We start from the raw sequence: 16,974 nt of genomic DNA, 5'->3' as shown, positions 1-16,974 counted from the left end.
TGCCTCACTCGCCCGTGAGGGCGGCGTATTCGTCGTAGCTGAGAAGAGTGGGGAGGGCGGTGAAGGCGATCTTGACGAGCCAGCCTTCACCGAACGGGTCGCTGTTGACGAGCTCTGGCGCATCCACGACGGCGTCGTTGATCTCGGTGACCGTGCCGTCGACAGGGGCGAACAGCTCGCCGACCGACTTGGTCGACTCGATCTCGCCGACGACCTTGCCCTCGGCCAGCTCGCTGCCGACTTCCGGCAGCTCGACGAACACCACGTCGCCCAGCTTCTCGGCCGCGTACGCGGTGATGCCGACCGTCGCGACGTCGCCGTCCACGAGGATCCACTCGTGCTCTGCGGTGTATTTGAGGTCCTGTTCTGCGGCCATGGCTAGCGCTTCTTTCTGCTGTAGAAGGGGAGGGCGGTGACGGTGTATCCGAGACGGTTGCCGCGGATGTCGACGTGCAGTTCTGTGCCTGGGCGGGCGTAGCGAGGGGCGACATACGCCATCGCGATCGGCACGCCGATGGTCGGGGAGAGTGCGCCGGAGGTGACCACACCGACGGATGCGTCTCCGCCGTCCGTCTCGCTCGTCGCGTACACCGGGTATCCGGCGCGGGCGGCGCGCTTGCCGTGGCCCATCAGGCCGACGAGCACGGGAGCCTCTGCGTCCGGGCCGTCCTCGCTGGCGGCACGCCCGACGAAGTCGGTGTCCTTCGCGAGGTTGACGACGCGGCCGAGTCCGGCCTGCGCCGGGTAGGTGTCGAGGCCGAGCTCGTGGCCGTACAGCGGCATCCCCGCTTCGAGGCGGAGGGTGTCGCGGCTGGCGAGCCCGGCCGGGACGAGGCCCTGCTCTGCTCCCGCCTCCAGCAGCGCATCCCAGAGCTGGGGGGCGTTGTCCGGCGCGAGGTACAGCTCGAAGCCGTCCTCGCCCGTGTACCCGGTGCGCGCGATCAGCACGGGATGCCCTTCGTACAGCGCCGGGATGGACCAGTAGTACTTGAGGCCGTCGAGGCGGGCGGCCACGTCGTCGCCGTCGTACGAGCCGCCTTCGATGGCGAAGCCCGGCGTCGCGCTCAGAATGGACAGCGCGGCGGGACCCTGCACCGCGATCAGCGCGATGTCGTCGCTCTCGTCGAACACCTCGGCGTCGAACGGCGCCGTACGCGCCCGCAGCTCCTCGACCACCTGGTAGCGGTTGGCCGCGTTGGCGACCACCATGTAGCGGTCCTCACCGGTGCGGTACACGACCAGGTCGTCCACGATGCCGCCGGAGCGCGACAGCAGCAGGCTGTACTTGGCCTGGTCGATGCCGATGGCGGACAGCTTGCCGGCGAGCGCGTAGTCGAGCGCTGCTCCTGCCTCCGGGCCGAGGACGACGATCTCCGCCATGTGCGAGAGGTCGAAGAGTCCTGCGGCATCCCGGACAGCGTGGTGCTCCGCCAGGTCGCTGGAGTAGCGGACGGGCATCTGCCAGCCGGCGAAGTCCGTGAAGGATGCCCCGGCCGCCTGGTGGGCGTCGTGCAGCGGGGAGAGGCGGTCCGATTCGTGCGAGGTCATTGAGTTCTCCGATTCGCCGGCCGTCGCCGGGAGTTGGGCACAGACCGCGATGCGGCTGTGTGAGAACTCCCCCTCTGTCATCCGGCCTGAGAGTTTCACCGCGCTGGCGCGCGGCTTTCACCGTGGGCGAGGACGGCGATCGTGTCGTCGTCCTGCTTTTCAGAGTGGCCAGTCCGATGCGGTACGCGTACCTGAGAGATTGTCGGGGAGGATTGCTCCTTCGGTGCCGGCTGTGCGCTCTCGCGCTCCCGGCTCTCCCGCATCGACCTCGATTGGCCCAGTATTCAGTTTCTGTGCTGCGCGCCCAGCATATCCGACGCGCCGCGCCTGCGCTGGATCGCCCCTGGGTCAGGTGTCACGTCCGTATGCACGGGCGCCGAAGACATCGCACGCAGGCTTTTCGCGGGCGATGTCAGGGCTTCTCCAACGCCCTCAAGGACAGCGACAGCGTGGCCTGCTCGTGGTCGGCAGGCGACGGAGACGGCGTTGGAGACGGTGAGCGCGGATTCCGCAGCGACTTCTCACGCGCCCACGTGTCGATGGACGGATCGGTAGAGCACTCCGACTTCACGCCGATGGACACTTGATCGCTGGTAGCCGTTAGCCCGTAATACACCCCGTCCGATCGCACAGCACGGATTGAGATACCCATCCAGCCGGAAGGGGTGATTGAATCGACGGTGCGCGTCACCGTGAACCCTTCGCTCTCCCAATACGCGGTGAGCTTGTCCGCAATCGGATGCGGGTCCTCCTCGAACGCGGCATGCATCACGTCGGCGTCGACCTGGTGAGCGGTCTTCGCCCCAACCGTCCCACACGGCGACAGGGCGACTTCCTCTGCGGCCGGATCCCAGGGCTTGCCGTCCAGGATCGCGCCGCGGAACCAGCCGTCCGTGACACCGGTCGCAGCGATCGCAGCGTCGGTGAGATCCGCCCACTGCGTCAACAACTCCGTGATCGTCTTCTGCCGCGCACCCGGACTCTGCGGGACAGGATCACTCAAAACGGGAACAGACATACACCCTCCCAAAACCGACACCACCGCGGCTGCTGCGGCACACGCCCTCGCCAGTCGACCCTTGACGGTCGCAACGCTCTGTGGCCCATGCCAGGTCGGGCCTGGCATGGGCCGTCGTAGCCGGGTCACATCCACGAGAACCACTCATCGGCGCCCGCTGCGGGGGCATCCGCTCCGGCAGCAGGCGACGGAGACGGGGTTGGAGACGGTGAGCGCGGATTCCGCAGCGACTTCTCACGCGCCCACGTGTCGATGGAGGGATCGGTAGAGCACTCCGACGAAACATCGATGGAGACGATCGTGCTGGTGACGCCAAGTCCGTAGAACACCCCGTCCGACCGCACGGCACGGATCGAGACATCCATTTTGCCGGAGGGCGAGGTCCAATCGACGGTGCGCGTCACCGTGAACCCTTTGCTCTCCCAATACGCCGTGAGCTTGTCCGCAATCGGATGCGGGTCCTCCTCGAACGCAGCATGCGTCACATTGTTGCTCACCTGGTGAGCCGTCTTTGACCCGACCGTCCCACACGGTGGCAGACTCACGTCTTCCGCGGCCGGATCCCACGGCCTCTGATCCTGGATCGGCCCGCGAAACCAGCCGTCCGTGACACCGGTCGCAGCGATCGCAGCGTCGGTGAGATCCGCCCACTGCGTCAACAACTCCGTGATCGTCTTCTGCGGCGCACCCGGAGTCTGCGGAACAGGATCACTCAAAACAGGAACAGACATACACCCTCCCAAAACCGACACCACCACGGCTGCTGCAGCAGCCACGGCACACATCTTCTCGAAGCAAACAACGAACTCTGCCGGCCTCCGACTCATCGGGTGGACCTCAAGCCACCGGCTACATTGTCGGGCAGACCGATCGTTGTATAGCTCGCGTTCCGCAAGGCCTCCGTACCCTTGTCGAAGTAGCCGGAGCCTTCCGGTGCGATCCCGTTGAGGGCGTTCGGCCCGTCCGTGTTCTCACCCAAGACGCTGTGGCCCTTGGTTTGTTTCAACACTTCACCGCTTGGCAGAACCGTCCCCTCGGACGAGAACGACTGCGCACCACTCATTGACTTCGGCATGGTCAACCCCGTCATCGGCATTGCGAACATCGTCCCCGGATTGGCAAGCGCCTCGGGGTTCGGTTCCGCACGCCCGCCCACCGCCGAACCGAACGGCGCGAGGAAGTCCAACCGAGCCGATGTGGTGTAGATCGCGGGCTGTTCGCCCGCCTGCTTCACCCGGAGATCCGACAAGGACGTGACCACCTGCGTGTCGATCCCTGCCGACCCCAGCATCGTGAACGAATCCACCGCGTGCGTGACCCGCGTCAGCGCATCGGCCGCCATCGTCGTTCCGTAGGAATGAGCCACCACCGACACATACGGGAACGACGCGGACGCAGACGCCGAACGGGTGGCGTGCGTCCCGTCCAGCTCGTTCGCGAACCGCCACGACCCGTCCTGCGCCGACGCCGGAGTGCTCACACTCACCAGATCCGGAGTGTCATACCCCAACCACCCCACCACAGCAAGCGACCGACCAGCATCGAGGCGGTTTTGCTCGTCGTACAGGTTTCTCGCGGCGCGCGACCAGCCTTCGGTCGCATCCGCCGCGTCGGAGTTCATCCCGGGAGCCGCCCACGTCACCGTGTCCGCTGTGTCCAGGTCGCCGTACCCGACCGCGACCATCGGCACCGTCGCGTCCAGGTTGAGGGACACCAACGATGCTGACGGGTCGGCAAGGACCTTCTCAAGAGCGGCCAGCATCTTCCGCTGCTCCGGAGTCAGGCTGATCGTGCGCAGCAGCGCCACTTCGTAGACGGCGCGATTGCAGCGGTCGCGAACCCCGTACGGCAGCCCGGCCAGGTTGCCCAAGACACCAGGCGCCGCCGTCTCGAACGCGTCCTTCGCCTCGTCCCCGAGGCTCGACCACCATTTCGCGACCTGGTCCGCGGACGGTGGATGCTCCCAGAACTGCTGGACGAGCTTCGGATCCGACGCCACGAGCGCTGCCAGCTCCTCGGGAGTCAAACGTTGCAACGTGGCCATCAGGGACGCGTTCACGCTCGCCGAGGCGGAAATGTGCGAGAGCTTGCCGACGACCGACGCGAATGCCTGCAGCTCCAGCTGTTGAATAGGCGCCGACGCCCCATGCAACGCAGCGTCCAGAGCGTCAGCGAAGGTCTTCTCTGCCTCGCTGTACTCCCGCCTCGCCCGCTCGGCCCTCCGCTTGGCGTCGTCCAGCCGCTCCTGCGCGTCTTCTACCGTGAAGCGCGCGCTCGCCAGCTTGTCGCTCGCGTCCTGCTCCCGCAGCCGGGCAGACGTCACCTCCCCATGCCCAGGAGCAGAGGACCCCGGCGCAGGCTTCTCGCGCGAGTTGTACGCCTTCTCCAGCGCCCGCAACGCCGCCGACAACGCAGCCTGCTCGGCGCCCAGCGCCGCCACCGACGCCTCGGCCGCTTCCAGATCTGCCAGCGCCTCCTCAGCGTCGCGCAACGCACGATCCGCGTCACCCTGCGCGAACATCATCGACGACGACCATCTGGTCGCCGCCTCGACGCCCTCGGTGTGCCGTGCAGCCGCCTGCGCCGCTGCAGCCTCCAGTGCGCGCAACCGAGCAGAGAACACGTCAGCGGCCAGCCCCGACCACGACGACGCCCCGAGGTTCGTGTCCAGCACCTGTCTCGCCACCACCGACTGACGCTCGAGCCTGCCCGACCAGGTGCGCAAGTGAACGACCAGGGCCTCCACCATGTCCTGATCACCCGGCGCCGGATCCGTGTCGAACCCGACCGGCGACCAGTCCGCCCATCTAGAACCCATGAAAGCCGCCCCGATCGCTCCGGAACGCGTGGGCATCCGCCGCATCCCGACGAAGATACGTATCCGCCGCCAGGTCAAGAGCGCCGCCGAGCCCTGCGACCAGCTCATCGATCGTCGACTGACCGCGGACCCAGTAGCCCTCGAACCTTCTCACAGCGCCCAGAGCGACCGATGCGCCGAACCCGTCGGACTCATCCGCCGAAGGACGAGATCCGGTGACGGCGCCCTTCAGCGCTTTCGCGCCGGCCCTCAACTGATCCGCATCGACATCAATTGATCTGACCATCTGTCGTCTAAACATTTCTACACATTATTATAGAGAAAGCATAGCGACAAATATGTGACATGATTCGCCCACCTTTGAGGGCCAAACGTGGGGTTTGTGGTTCTGGTCGAGATGACACTAAGATGAGTGCACCTTAGGGTCACGGTGACTTTTAGTGAGGGAGGGACCGCATGGCAGCGAACAGTGAACGCGTCAGCGCCGTGCTCGCCGTGTCCACGGTGATCTTCTCGCTCCGCAACGACGACCAGACCGGCGACATCGCGAGCGTGTGGCTTCCGCTCGTCCGCCGCGTTCGCCAGCCGTTCGAGGGATGCTGGGCGCTGCCGGGCGGGCCGCTGCACGGCGAGGAGGATCTCGCCTTCGCCGCCGCCCGCACCCTCAACGACACCACCGGCCTCACCCCGCGCTACCTGGAGCAGCTCTACGCGTTCGGCGACGCCTCCCGCTCGACGGGCGCTGAGCGCGTCGTCTCGATCGTCTACTGGGCGCTGGTCCGCAGCGAGGAGGCCGCGCTCGCGAGCGTCGGCGAGAACGTGCGCTGGTTCCCAGCAGACGACCTGCCGAGCCTCGCCTTCGACCACAAGCTCATCGTCGAGTACGCCCTCTGGCGGCTGCGCACGAAGATGGAGTACTCGCGCATCGCGCACGCCTTCCTCGGCGAGACGTTCACCCTCGCCCAGCTCCGCGAGGTGCACGAGGCCGTGCTCGGCCGGCCGCTCGACCCCGCCAACTTCCGGCGCACCATCGAGGGCTCCGGCGCCGTGGTCGCCACCGACCAGTACCTCACCGGCACCAGGCACCGGCCGCCGCGCCTCTACCGGTACAACGACTCCATCGACCTGGCCGACGCCGGCCCGCTCCCCCGCCAGCAGCATCCGTTCGCATCCCCAGCAGCCACCTCCCCAGCAGCTTCGTCCCCCGCATCGACACCAGCAGCAGCACCCGTTCGAGAGTAGAGAAGAATGAGCACCATCGCCTCGGTCGACACCACCATCCAGCTCATCGCCACCGGCGAGCTGAACGGCGAGACCTGCACCCCCGACCTCGTCGACGCCCCGTGGACGTTCGACTCCCTGGCGCCCTCGTACGGCCCAGGCGCGTCGATGGCCGACCCCATCCCGGTGGATGCTCCCCGCCAGGGCGAGCTGCCCGACGAGTACCGCACCGCCTCCGCGGAGGAACTGCACGACCGCATCATGGCCGCGAAGGCCACACTCGGCGACCGGGTGGTGACCCTCGGCCACTTCTACCAGCGCGACGAGGTGGTGCAGTACGCGGACTTCGTCGGCGACTCGTTCCAGCTCGCCAACGCCGCCAAGGCCAAGCCGGAGGCGGAAACGATCGTCTTCTGCGGTGTGCACTTCATGGCGGAGACCGCCGACATCATCTCCCGGCCGGAGCAGGCGGTCATCCTGCCGAACCTCGCCGCTGGGTGCTCGATGGCCGACATGGCCGACATCGACTCGGTGACCGAGTGCTGGGAGCAGCTCGAGGAGCTCTACGGCACCGAACCGGATGCTGACGGCCGCGTTCCCGTCATCCCCGTCACCTACATGAACTCCTCTGCGGCGCTCAAGGGCTTCTGCGGCGAGCACGGCGGCATCGTCTGCACCTCGTCCAACGCGGAGACCGTGCTGAAGTGGGCGTTCGAGCGCGGCCAGCGCGTGCTGTTCTTCCCCGACCAGCACCTCGGCCGCAACACAGCGAAGGCGATGGGCGTGCCCGTCGAGCAGATGCCGCTGTGGAACCCGCGCAAGCCGCTCGGCGGCAGCGACGAGGACACCCTGCAGGATGCGCGCGTCATCCTCTGGCACGGATTCTGCTCCGTGCACAAGCGCTTCACGGTCGGTCAGATCGAGCACGCCCGCGCCGAGTTCCCCGGCGTGCGCGTGATCGTGCACCCGGAGTGCCCGATGGCCGTCGTCGACGCCGCGGACGAGTACGGTTCGACCGACTACATCGTCAAGGCCATCGCGGCCGCCCCCGCAGGGTCGACGTTCGCGATCGGCACCGAGATCAACCTGGTGCAGCGGCTGGCGGCGCAGTTCCCGCAGCACACCATCTTCTGCCTCGACTCGGTGGTCTGCCCGTGCTCGACCATGTACCGCATCCACCCCGGCTATCTGGCCTGGGTGCTGGAGGGGCTGGTGCGCGGCGAGGTGCTGAACCGCATCCAGGTCGGACCTGAGGTGGCGGAGCCCGCGCGGGTCGCGCTGGAGCGCATGCTCGCCGCGCGGCCGGACACCACGATGGCGGCCTGACCATGTCGCGGATCGTGGTGGTCGGCAGCGGCATCGCCGGGCTCGTCGCCGCCGTGGAGGCGAGCAGGACGCACAGCGTCACGCTCGTGACGAAGGCCGAGCTCGTCGAGAGCAACACGGCGTACGCGCAGGGCGGGATCGCCGCGGCCTACTTCCCTGACGACAGCGTCGCGTCGCACGTGGACGACACGCTGCGCGCCGGGGCGGGCCTCAACGTGCGGGATGCGGTGGTCGCCCTCTGTGCGGAAGGCCCAGACCGCATCCGCGACCTCCTCGCGTTCGGCGTCGCGTTCGACCGCTCCGGCGGCGACCTGGCTCGCGGGCTGGAGGCGGCGCACTCGAACGCGCGCGTGCTGCACGCCGGCGGGGATGCGACCGGCGCCGAGATCGAGCGTGCGCTGGTGCGCGCTGTTCGTGCCTCCGGGGCGCGCATCGTGGAGCAGGCGTTCCTCTGCGACCTCGTCGTGGCGGACGGAGCCGTCACCGGCGTCGAACTGCTCCTGGCCGACGGGACGGCCGACGTGCTCGACGCCGACGCGGTGATCCTCGCCAGCGGCGGCGCAGGCCAGCTCTACGCGCACACCACCAATCCGGCGGTGACCACCGGGGACGGGGTCGCAGCCGCCTGGCGGGCCGGCGCGGCCGTCGCCGACCTGGAGTTCTACCAGTTCCACCCCACCGCGCTCGCGATCCCCGGCTCGTTCCTGGTGTCGGAGGCCGTGCGCGGCGAGGGCGCCGTGCTGCGCAACGCGCGCGGCGAGCGCTTCATGCTCGACGTGGATCCCGATGCGGAACTCGCCCCGCGCGACGTGGTCGCCCGCGGCATCGCCGTGGAGGTGGCAGCGCAGGGCGGCCGTCCCGTGGTGCTCGACGCGACCGCGCTCGGTGCGGAGTTCCTGGCCAGGCGCTTCCCCACCATCGACGCCGCCTGCCGCGCAGCCGGGATGGACTGGTCCCGCGAGCCGGTTCCCGTCACGCCGGCCGCCCACTACTGGATGGGCGGCGTCGCCACCGACACCAGCGGACGCACAACGCTCCCCGGCCTGTACGCGGTCGGAGAGGTGGCATGCACCGGAGCGCACGGGGCGAACAGGCTCGCATCGAACTCGCTGCTGGAGGGACTGGTGTTCGCGCACAGGGCCGTGGCGGCGATCGACGAGAGCGGGGCGTGGCCGAATGCGGTCGCTTGGCCGGAGGCACCGGCGTGGCTGGACGGCGCGCTCGTCGCCGCCACCCCCGGCGAGCACGTGGATGCGGTCCCCGTCGACCGGGCGCAGCTCCAGACGCTGCTCTGGGACACAGCAGGCGTGCACCGCGACCGGGAACGGCTCGAAGCCGCGGCCGGCGTGCTCGCCGGGTGGCGCGCATCCGCGGTGGGCGGACGCACGCGCCGTGAGCGCGAGGACGCCAACCTGCTCGACCTGGCCAGGCTCGTCGTCTCGTCCGCGCTCGGCCGCGAGGAGTCGCGCGGCGCGCACTTCCGCTCCGATTTCCCCTCCACGGCCGCCGAGGCGCGGCACACTGCGCGCACTGCAGACGCGGCCGACGCAGCCCTGTTGATCGACACCGAGGTGACCGTTTCATGCTGACCGACCAGATCATCCAGACCGTCGTGCGCGCGGCGCTCGTCGAGGACGCGCCGTGGGGCGACGTCACGTCGTCGCTGCTCATTCCGGAGACGGCATCCGCAACGGCTCGGCTGGCGGCGAGGGAGCCTGGCACGTTCTCCGGCGGCGCCGTGTTCGCCGCGGCCATGACCATCACCGACCCGAGCATCGTCGTGGAGCTCGCCGTCGCGGACGGCGACGCGTTCCAGGCCGGCGATACCCTCGCAACCGTGTCCGGGCCGGCACGTTCCGTGCTGCAGGCCGAGCGGGTCGCGCTCAACTTCGTGCAGCGGATGAGCGGCATCGCGACGCTCACGGCGTCGTACGTCGCCGAGGTCGCCCACACGAAAGCGCGGATCGTGGACACCAGGAAGACCACGCCGGGGCTGCGCGCCTTCGAGCGTCACGCCGTGCGCTCCGGCGGCGGGCACAACCACCGGTTCTCGCTGTCAGACGCCGTGATGGCGAAGGACAACCACCTCGCCGTGCTCACCGAGCAGTCAGGGCTGTCGGTGACGGATGCGCTGCTCGCCGTGCGCGCGCAGCTCTCGCACACCACCCATCTGGAGGTCGAGGTGGACAGGATCGACCAGATCGAGCCGGTCCTCGCGGCGGGGATCGACACGATCATGCTCGACAACTTCACGGTCGAGCAGCTTCGCGATGGCGTCGCGCTCGTGGCGGGGCGGGCACTGGTGGATGCGAGCGGCAACGTGAACCTGTCGACGGTGCGCGCCGTCGCGGAGACCGGTGTCGACGTCATCTCGGTCGGCGCGCTCACCCACAGCGTCCGCGCGCTCGACCTCGGGCTCGACGTGGTGGTCGCGACGCCATGATCTACCTCGACGCGGCGGCCACCTCGGCGGTGCGCCGCGAGGTGCTCGAGGCGATGTGGCCGTACCTCACCGGCGACTTCGGCAACCCGTCGAGCCACCACGGTGTCGGCGAGTCCGCTGCTCGGGCGCTGGCCGATGCCCGCGCGACGGTGGCGTCGTGGCTCGGCTGCCGCGCATCCGAAGTCGTGTTCACCTCCGGCGGCACGGAGGCGGACAACCTCGCGGTCAAGGGCATCGCCATCGCCTCCCCGCGCGGCCGTCACATCGTCACGACGCCGATCGAGCACGAGGCCGTGCTCGCCTCTGCGGACTACCTGGCGCGGCAGCACGGCTTCACCGTGGATGTCACGCCAGTCGGCAGGGACGGACTGGTGGACGTCGACGCGTTCGCCGCGCTGCTGCGTCCGGACACGACGCTCGCGAGCGTGATGCTCGCCAACAACGAGGTCGGCACCGTCCAGCCGATCGCCGAACTGGCCGCCATGACGCGCGAGCTGCGCATCCCGTTCCACACCGACGCCGTGCAGGCGGCCGGCTGGCTGCCGCTCGACGTTGGAAGCCTCGGCGTGGATGCGCTCAGTATTTCCGGCCACAAGCTCGGCGCTCCGAAGGGCATCGGCGCGCTGTACGTGCGCGGGCGCATCCCCGTCGAGCCCGTGCTGCACGGCGGAGGGCAGGAACGCGGCCGCCGCTCTGGGACGGAGAACGTCGCCGGTGCTGTGGGGCTCGCCGCTGCCGTCCGGCTGGCGACCGAGCATCAGGCGGCCAACGCTCTGGCCGCGACGACAGCGCGGGATGCGTTCGTCGCCGCCGTGCTCGCCGAGGTTCCGGATGCGCGCCTCACCGGGCATCCGTCGTCCCGCCTTCCCGGCACAGCGTCGTTCGTGTTCCCCGGCAGCAACGGGGAGACCATTCTGCTCGAGCTGGAGCGCCGCGGCGTGGTCTCGTCGAGCGGGTCGGCGTGCGCGGCGGGAAGCGAGGACGCGTCGCACGTGCTGCTCGCCCTCGGCTACGACGAGGACGTGGCGCGCACGGCGGTGCGGTTCTCCTGGGGACCAGAGGTGGATGCGGCCACGCTCGCCTCCGTCGCCCCAGCGGTCGGCGACGCAGTGCGGGAAGTGGCCGGGCTGCGGCGCTGAGCCAGGCTGCGGCGCTGAGCCAGGCTGCGGCGCTGGGCCAGGCGTCCGCGGATGCGCACGCATGGATTACGCGCAGAGTGAACGCGGCGAACGTTAACGCTGCGGAAACCCCGCATGTCAGTGCTCTTCACTACGCTCGAATCCGTGACCGAGAACACCCCTCCTGCGCCCGAGGCGCTCGCCGACCCCGCCTTCGACGACCACGCGGCCGCCGAACGCGCCGCCGACAGCCGGGTGGGAGAAGCCGCACCGGTCGGAACCGTCGCTGCCCCCGATCACACCAAGCGCAACAACCGGGTGATCTGGCTGCTGCTGTCGGCCACCTTCGTCGTCATCCTCAACGAGACGATCATGTCGGTCGCCATCCCCAAGCTGATGGACGACCTCAGGGTCGACGCGCTCGCCGCCCAGTGGTTGTCCACGGCGTTCATGCTCACGATGGCGGTGGTCATCCCGATCACCGGGTTCCTGCTGCAGCGGTTCAGCACGCGCAGCATCTTCATCGCCGCGATGAGCCTGTTCTCGCTCGGAACGCTGTCCGCCGCGATCGCCCCCGGATTCGGTCTGCTCGTCGTCGCCCGCGTGATCCAGGCGTCCGGCACCGCGATCATGATCCCCCTGCTGATGACGACGCTGATGACCCTGGTGCCGCCCGCGAAGCGCGGCCGCACGATGGGCAACGTCTCCATCGTCATCTCCGTCGCGCCCGCCATCGGCCCGACCATCTCCGGCTTCATCCTCAACTACCTCGACTGGCGCTGGATCTTCCTGATCGTGCTGCCGATCGCCGTGGTCATGCTGCTCATCGGCATCAGGTTCGTCGAGAACGTGACCGAGCCGCAGAAGGTCAAGATCGACGTGCTCTCGGTGATCCTCTCCGCGTTCGGTTTCGGCGGGCTGCTCTACGGCCTCACCCAGACCGCTGAGTCCGGCCCTGGCTCGTCTCCCGTGGTGATGTGGGTGTCGATCGTGGTCGGCGTCGTGGCTCTCGCCGCGTTCATCCTGCGCCAGCTGCTGCTGCAGCGACAGGACAGGGCGCTGCTCGACCTGCGCACCTTCCGGTCTCCCATCTTCACGGTGTCGATCGTGCTCATGGCGATCAGCACGGCGGCGATGTTCGGCGTGATCATCGTGCTCCCGCTCTACCTGCAGCACGTCCTGCACCTCGACACGCTCGCGACCGGGCTGCTGCTCCTGCCCGGCGGGCTGGTGATGGGGCTGATCGCGCCGTTCGTCGGACGCATCTACGACAGGTTCGGCCCGCGCGTGCTGGTGGTGCCCGGCGCGATCCTGGTCAGCCTGGTGCTGTGGGGGTTCACGCTCATCACCGAGCACACGTCGCAGTATCTGATCCTCGCCGGACACGTCACGTTGAGCATCGGCCTGGCGCTGATGTTCACACCGCTGTTCACCGCCGGCCTCGGCGCCGTTCCGCCGAACCTGTACTCGCACGGCAGCGCGATCGTCGGCACGGTGCAGCAGGTTGCAGGAGCAGCGGGAACGGCGCTGCTCGTCGCGATCATGTCGGTTCACACGGCCACGCTGGTCGGTTCCGGCGTCAGCATCGACGCGGCGACCGCCGGCGGCATCAGGGCGGCGTTCCTGGCGGCGGCGATCATCTCGCTGTTCGGGGTGGTCGGTGCCTTCTTCATCCGCAAACCGGCCGATGTGATCGCGCCGGAAGGAGCCTTCGCGCACTGACATCGCGCGGAGACGTCGCGGCAACCGGTCGGGAGGTCAGCATGGCACGTGGGGTCGAAGCGGACACGGTCGAGGAATACCTCGACAGGATCGGGGAGCCGTTCTCGGCAGCGCTGCGCACGGTCCGCGACCGCATCGTGGAACTCCTGCCGGAGGCCGAGCAGGTCATCAGCTACCGGGTGCCGGTGTTCCGCTACCACGGCAGGGGGCTGATCGGCCTCTCGGCCACGGCGAAGGAGTGCAGTCTGCTGCTGATGAGTCCCCCTGCCGCCGCCGCGCTGGATGGCACGCTCAGCGAGGGCTCGTTCAGCGGCGCGACCCTGCACTTCCCGCCTGATGCGCCGCTCGGCGTCGACACGCTGCGCACGATCATCGCGTACCGCGTCGCAGAGGCGGCGCGCTAGACGGGGCGGGCCTCGGCGACCACGATCAGCTCGGTGGTGCTGTCGGTGACAGGGCCACGCGTCCAGTCGCCGTAGACGGAGCGCACCCCGAATCCGGCGCCGACGAGGGATGCACGCAGCTCCTCCTCCGTGCGGAAGCGCAGCGCGCCTTCGTCCGTGAGGTGTTCGCCGTCCGGCAGTACGTAGTGGCCGATGAGGCCGACCACCCCTGCGGACTCCCCCGCGACCTCGTTCCAGGCGATCACCTGTCCGGCGTCGGTCTCGATGACCTCGCGGCCGTCGTCCCAGCCCAGCCATGCCCGAGCGCGCGGGTCGCGACTCTCGAACACGAGGAGTCCGCCTGGCTTCAGCGCACGGCGGGCCGCGGTGAGCGCATCCAGCCAGGCGTCGTCCGTGACGAACACCTGGGCGACGTGGCCCGTCATGATCGCCAGGTCGGCGTCGGCAGCGGGCAGGGCGCTCGCGTCGGCCGTCAGCCACTCGACCAGATCGCCGCCATCGCGGGCGCGGGCGATCTGGAGCATGGCGTCCGCCGGGTCGACCCCGAGCATCCGGTGGCCTCTGCGCGCCAGCTCGACGGTCAGCAACCCCGTGCCGCATCCGATGTCCACGATGCGGGAGCCAGGATGCTCGTCGCCGAATGCCAGGTAGAACTCGGTGTCGGCCGCGTAGGGATTCATCCGGTCGTAGAGGGCGGCGAGACGGGGGTCACGGTAGCTGGCATCCTCGGTCACGGCTCAACGCTAGCGGGGACGCCGGCGCGGTGCGACCATGGGGAGGGGTCCTGCGACTCAGCGGAAAGCGAAGAAGGAGGACGACATGTCCATCATCTCGACGACAGCACCGGAGGACGCGGAGGGCGACGTCGCCGCGATCTACGCCAAAGACGAGCGCGACCTCGGCTACGTCGCTTCGCACACCCGAGCGATGTCCGTGAACCCTGAGGCGTACCTGGCCTGGGAGCAGCTCGTTCGAGCCATCGTCTCCCAGCTCGGAATGCGCCGCTACGAGCTGGTCACGCTCGCCGCCGCCCAGGGCACCCACTCCGAGCACTGCCGGCTCGCGCACGGCCGCAAGACGCTTCCCCTGATCGAGGAGGACCAGCTGGAACGCGTGGCCCGCGACTACCACGACGCAGACCTGAGCGAGGCGGAGGTGGCGATGATGGAGTACGCGGAGCGCATCGGCCGCGACGCGTACGCGATGACGGATGCGGACAGCCTGCGGCTGCGCGAGCTGGGCTTCACCGACAGGGAGATCGTCGACATCACTCTCGCGGCCGCCGCCCGCAACTACTTCAGCAGGGCGATCCAGGCCCTCGCTGTCGACGTGGATGTGCCGCCAGGACTCAGCGACCGGCTGCGCGGCGCGCTGCTCGCTCCCCTCTGAGGCGCGCTGTTCGCTAGTGTCGGAGGCATGGAGCTGTCTGCTGAGAACCCTGTCGTCCGCGTCGTCGTCCAGGACGTGACGCTGCCGGAGCCGCGGCCGTTCGGTCGCATCCAGAGCCGTCGCATCACGATCGCGCCCGGCGCGGAGTCCGGGCTGCACGTCCACAACGGCCCCGTCATCGGGAGCATCGAGACCGGGACGGCGATCTACCAGACCGAGGGCGGCGAGGAGCGCGTACTCATCGCGGGCGACCTGTTCTACGAGCCGGAGGGCGGCAGGATCGCGCGCTTCGACGCAGGCCCCCAGGGCGTGACCTTCCTCGGGCACTTCCCGGTCGGCGCCGACGAGGAGCCATCGATCGAGTTCCCCTGAGTGCAACGACGGTTTTCGCACCTTTCCCGGCGGTTAGCCGGACGAAATGGATGGAAACTCGTCGGAATCGGTACGGAATCGGTCGTTCTGTGTCGGTGGGGACAGGCAGAATGTTCCAAACACCAGGCAGAGAGGCGCGTGACACCGTGGGCAGCACCGTATTCGAACGAAGCCGCCCGGACGCGTCCGTCGTGCGGCACGCTCTGGCGGACACGCGGCAGGCGGTGTTCTGGACCGAGGACGCGCCCGGAGAGGCGTACCCGACACTGACCGGGGACATCGGCTGCGATCTCGCGGTGGTCGGCGGCGGATACTCCGGCCTCTGGACGGCGCTCATCGCCAAGCAGGAGAACCCGGCAGCGAGGGTGGTCCTGCTCGAAGCGCGTCGCATCGGCTGGGCGGCGTCCGGGCGCAACGGCGGATTCTGCGAGGCCAGCCTCACCCACGGCGAGGACAACGGGCGCAGCCGGTTCCCCCAGGAGTTCGACCAGCTCCAGCGGCTCGGGATGCAGAACCTGGACGAGATCGAGTCCACGATCCTGCAGCTCGGGCTCGACGCCGACTTCGAACGCAACGGCGCCATCGACATCGCCACCGAACCCCACCAGGTGGAGTGGCTGCGCGAGGCTGTCGACGGCGACGACGCGGTCTTCCTCGACGCAGACGCCGTGCGCGCCGAAGTGCACTCCCCGACGTACCTCGGCGGCCTGCTCCGCACGCGCGACTCCTCGCTCGTGCACCCGGCCAAGCTCGCCAGGGCGCTCGCCAGCGCCTGCGCCGACGCCGGCGTCGAGATCTTCGAGAACAGTCCGGTGCAGAGCATCGGAGACGGCACCGTGCTCGAGACGCCCCGCGGCGTCGTCCGCGCGGAGCGCACAGCGCTCGCGACCAACGTGTTCCCGAGCCTGCTCAAGCGCAACAGGCTGGCGACCGTTCCGGTGTATGACTACGTGCTGATGACGGAGCCGCTGACGGACGCGCAGCTCGCATCCATCGGCTGGTCGGGCAGACAGGGCCTCGGCGACTCGGCCAACCAGTTCCACTACTACCGGCTCTCAGCGGACAACCGCATCCTGTTCGGCGGCTACGACGCGATCTACCACTACGGCGGGCGCGTGCGCGAGGAGTACGAGAACCGGCCGGAGACCTTCGAGCGGCTGGCCAGCCACTTCTTCACGACCTTCCCGCAACTGGAGGGCGTGCGGTTCAGCAACAAGTGGGCGGGCGCGATCGACACCTGCAGCCGGTTCTGCGCGTTCTTCGGTTCCGCCAGGGGAGGCCGCGTCGCCTACGCGACGGGATACACCGGGCTCGGCGTCGCGGCCACCCACTTCGGCGCGAAGGTGATGCTCGACCTGCTCGCAGGGCGCAGCACGGAGCGCACAGAGCTGGCGATGGTCAAGAGCAGGCCGCTCCCGTTCCCTCTGGAGCCCGCCGCATCCATCGGCATCAACCTGACCCGCGTATCGCTCGACCGCGCCGACCACAACGACGGCAAGCGCAATCTGTTCCTGAAGACCCTGGATGCGGTCGGTCTGGGCTTCGATAGCTGACCGCGCTTCCGAGCTCGCTCCCCCTTCCCCCCCGCTCCCACC

At 68.9% G+C, this 16,974-nt stretch carries 16 protein-coding genes and 1 riboswitch; of the genes, 10 read left to right on the top strand and 6 right to left on the bottom strand.

The window, feature by feature from the left end; all coding sequences use genetic code 11:
- Positions 1-4 precede the first annotated feature (4 nt).
- The 5 genes from gcvH to ASE16_RS13465 all read right to left on the bottom strand — a co-directional run bounded on the left by gcvH (position 5) and on the right by ASE16_RS13465 (position 5,492).
- Positions 5-376, bottom strand: a complete 372-nt coding sequence (gene gcvH, locus ASE16_RS13485; RefSeq protein WP_055895694.1) for a glycine cleavage system protein GcvH — start codon at positions 374-376, stop codon at positions 5-7.
- Positions 377-378: 2 nt separating this feature from the next.
- The gene (gene gcvT / locus ASE16_RS13480; protein ID WP_055895692.1) at positions 379-1,548 is read right to left on the bottom strand and encodes a glycine cleavage system aminomethyltransferase GcvT; all 1,170 of its coding nucleotides are present in this window, start codon (positions 1,546-1,548) and stop codon (positions 379-381) included.
- Between the two features lie 169 nt (positions 1,549-1,717).
- Positions 1,718-1,818: riboswitch (glycine riboswitch) on the bottom strand.
- Positions 1,819-1,960: 142 nt separating this feature from the next.
- Complete coding sequence (locus tag ASE16_RS13475) at positions 1,961-2,566, bottom strand: hypothetical protein (protein WP_157480379.1); 606 nt, start codon at positions 2,564-2,566, stop codon at positions 1,961-1,963.
- Positions 2,567-2,691: 125 nt separating this feature from the next.
- Entirely contained in the window at positions 2,692-3,351 is a 660-nt protein-coding gene (locus tag ASE16_RS13470; protein ID WP_414843037.1) for a hypothetical protein, read from the bottom strand.
- 38 nt (positions 3,352-3,389) lie between these two features.
- Complete coding sequence (locus tag ASE16_RS13465) at positions 3,390-5,492, bottom strand: alpha/beta hydrolase (protein WP_235500490.1); 2,103 nt, start codon at positions 5,490-5,492, stop codon at positions 3,390-3,392.
- Between the two features lie 348 nt (positions 5,493-5,840).
- Between ASE16_RS13465 and ASE16_RS13460 the strand changes: the two genes are divergently transcribed.
- From ASE16_RS13460 to ASE16_RS13430, 7 genes are all read left to right on the top strand, one after another.
- Entirely contained in the window at positions 5,841-6,626 is a 786-nt protein-coding gene (locus ASE16_RS13460) for an NUDIX hydrolase (protein WP_082581445.1), read from the top strand.
- A gap of 6 nt (positions 6,627-6,632) precedes the next feature.
- Positions 6,633-7,931, top strand: a complete 1,299-nt coding sequence (nadA, locus tag ASE16_RS13455; protein ID WP_055895687.1) for a quinolinate synthase NadA — start codon at positions 6,633-6,635, stop codon at positions 7,929-7,931.
- 2 nt (positions 7,932-7,933) lie between these two features.
- Positions 7,934-9,520: an L-aspartate oxidase gene (gene nadB / locus ASE16_RS13450; protein ID WP_082581444.1), complete on the top strand. Its 1,587-nt coding sequence runs from the start codon at positions 7,934-7,936 to the stop codon at positions 9,518-9,520.
- Positions 9,514-10,374: a carboxylating nicotinate-nucleotide diphosphorylase gene (gene nadC / locus ASE16_RS13445; RefSeq protein WP_055895685.1), complete on the top strand. Its 861-nt coding sequence runs from the start codon at positions 9,514-9,516 to the stop codon at positions 10,372-10,374. The genes nadB and nadC overlap by 7 nt, the downstream gene beginning before the upstream one ends.
- On the top strand, positions 10,371-11,513 hold the full coding sequence (locus ASE16_RS13440) for a cysteine desulfurase family protein (protein ID WP_055895683.1): 1,143 nt from the start codon (positions 10,371-10,373) through the stop codon (positions 11,511-11,513). Before nadC ends, ASE16_RS13440 begins: the two co-directional genes overlap by 4 nt.
- A gap of 234 nt (positions 11,514-11,747) precedes the next feature.
- Positions 11,748-13,214, top strand: a complete 1,467-nt coding sequence (locus ASE16_RS13435; protein WP_055896549.1) for an MDR family MFS transporter — start codon at positions 11,748-11,750, stop codon at positions 13,212-13,214.
- 41 nt (positions 13,215-13,255) lie between these two features.
- Positions 13,256-13,618, top strand: coding sequence for an iron chaperone (locus ASE16_RS13430; protein WP_055895681.1), 363 nt, complete (start codon positions 13,256-13,258; stop codon positions 13,616-13,618).
- On the opposite strand, the gene ASE16_RS13425 is transcribed toward ASE16_RS13430, so the two are convergent.
- Complete coding sequence (locus tag ASE16_RS13425; RefSeq protein ID WP_055895679.1) at positions 13,615-14,352, bottom strand: class I SAM-dependent methyltransferase; 738 nt, start codon at positions 14,350-14,352, stop codon at positions 13,615-13,617. The two genes, ASE16_RS13430 and ASE16_RS13425, sit on opposite strands and share 4 nt — an antisense overlap.
- 85 nt (positions 14,353-14,437) lie before the next feature.
- Here ASE16_RS13425 and ASE16_RS13420 point away from each other — a divergent pair, with 85 nt between their 5' ends.
- The 3 genes from ASE16_RS13420 to ASE16_RS13410 all read left to right on the top strand — a co-directional run bounded on the left by ASE16_RS13420 (position 14,438) and on the right by ASE16_RS13410 (position 16,932).
- Positions 14,438-15,007, top strand: a complete 570-nt coding sequence (locus tag ASE16_RS13420) for a carboxymuconolactone decarboxylase family protein (protein WP_055895677.1) — start codon at positions 14,438-14,440, stop codon at positions 15,005-15,007.
- Between the two features lie 27 nt (positions 15,008-15,034).
- On the top strand, positions 15,035-15,379 hold the full coding sequence (locus ASE16_RS13415) for a cupin domain-containing protein (RefSeq protein WP_055895674.1): 345 nt from the start codon (positions 15,035-15,037) through the stop codon (positions 15,377-15,379).
- Between the two features lie 146 nt (positions 15,380-15,525).
- Positions 15,526-16,932 (top strand): NAD(P)/FAD-dependent oxidoreductase, encoded by a 1,407-nt coding sequence (locus ASE16_RS13410; RefSeq protein WP_055895673.1) that lies wholly within the window; start codon positions 15,526-15,528, stop codon positions 16,930-16,932.
- Positions 16,933-16,974 lie beyond the last annotated feature (42 nt).

The sequence above is a fragment of the Leifsonia sp. Root227 genome (genome assembly GCF_001428745.1).
Lineage (GTDB): Bacteria > Actinomycetota > Actinomycetes > Actinomycetales > Microbacteriaceae > Leifsonia.
This window is presented reverse-complemented; position numbering and strand designations above follow the sequence as displayed.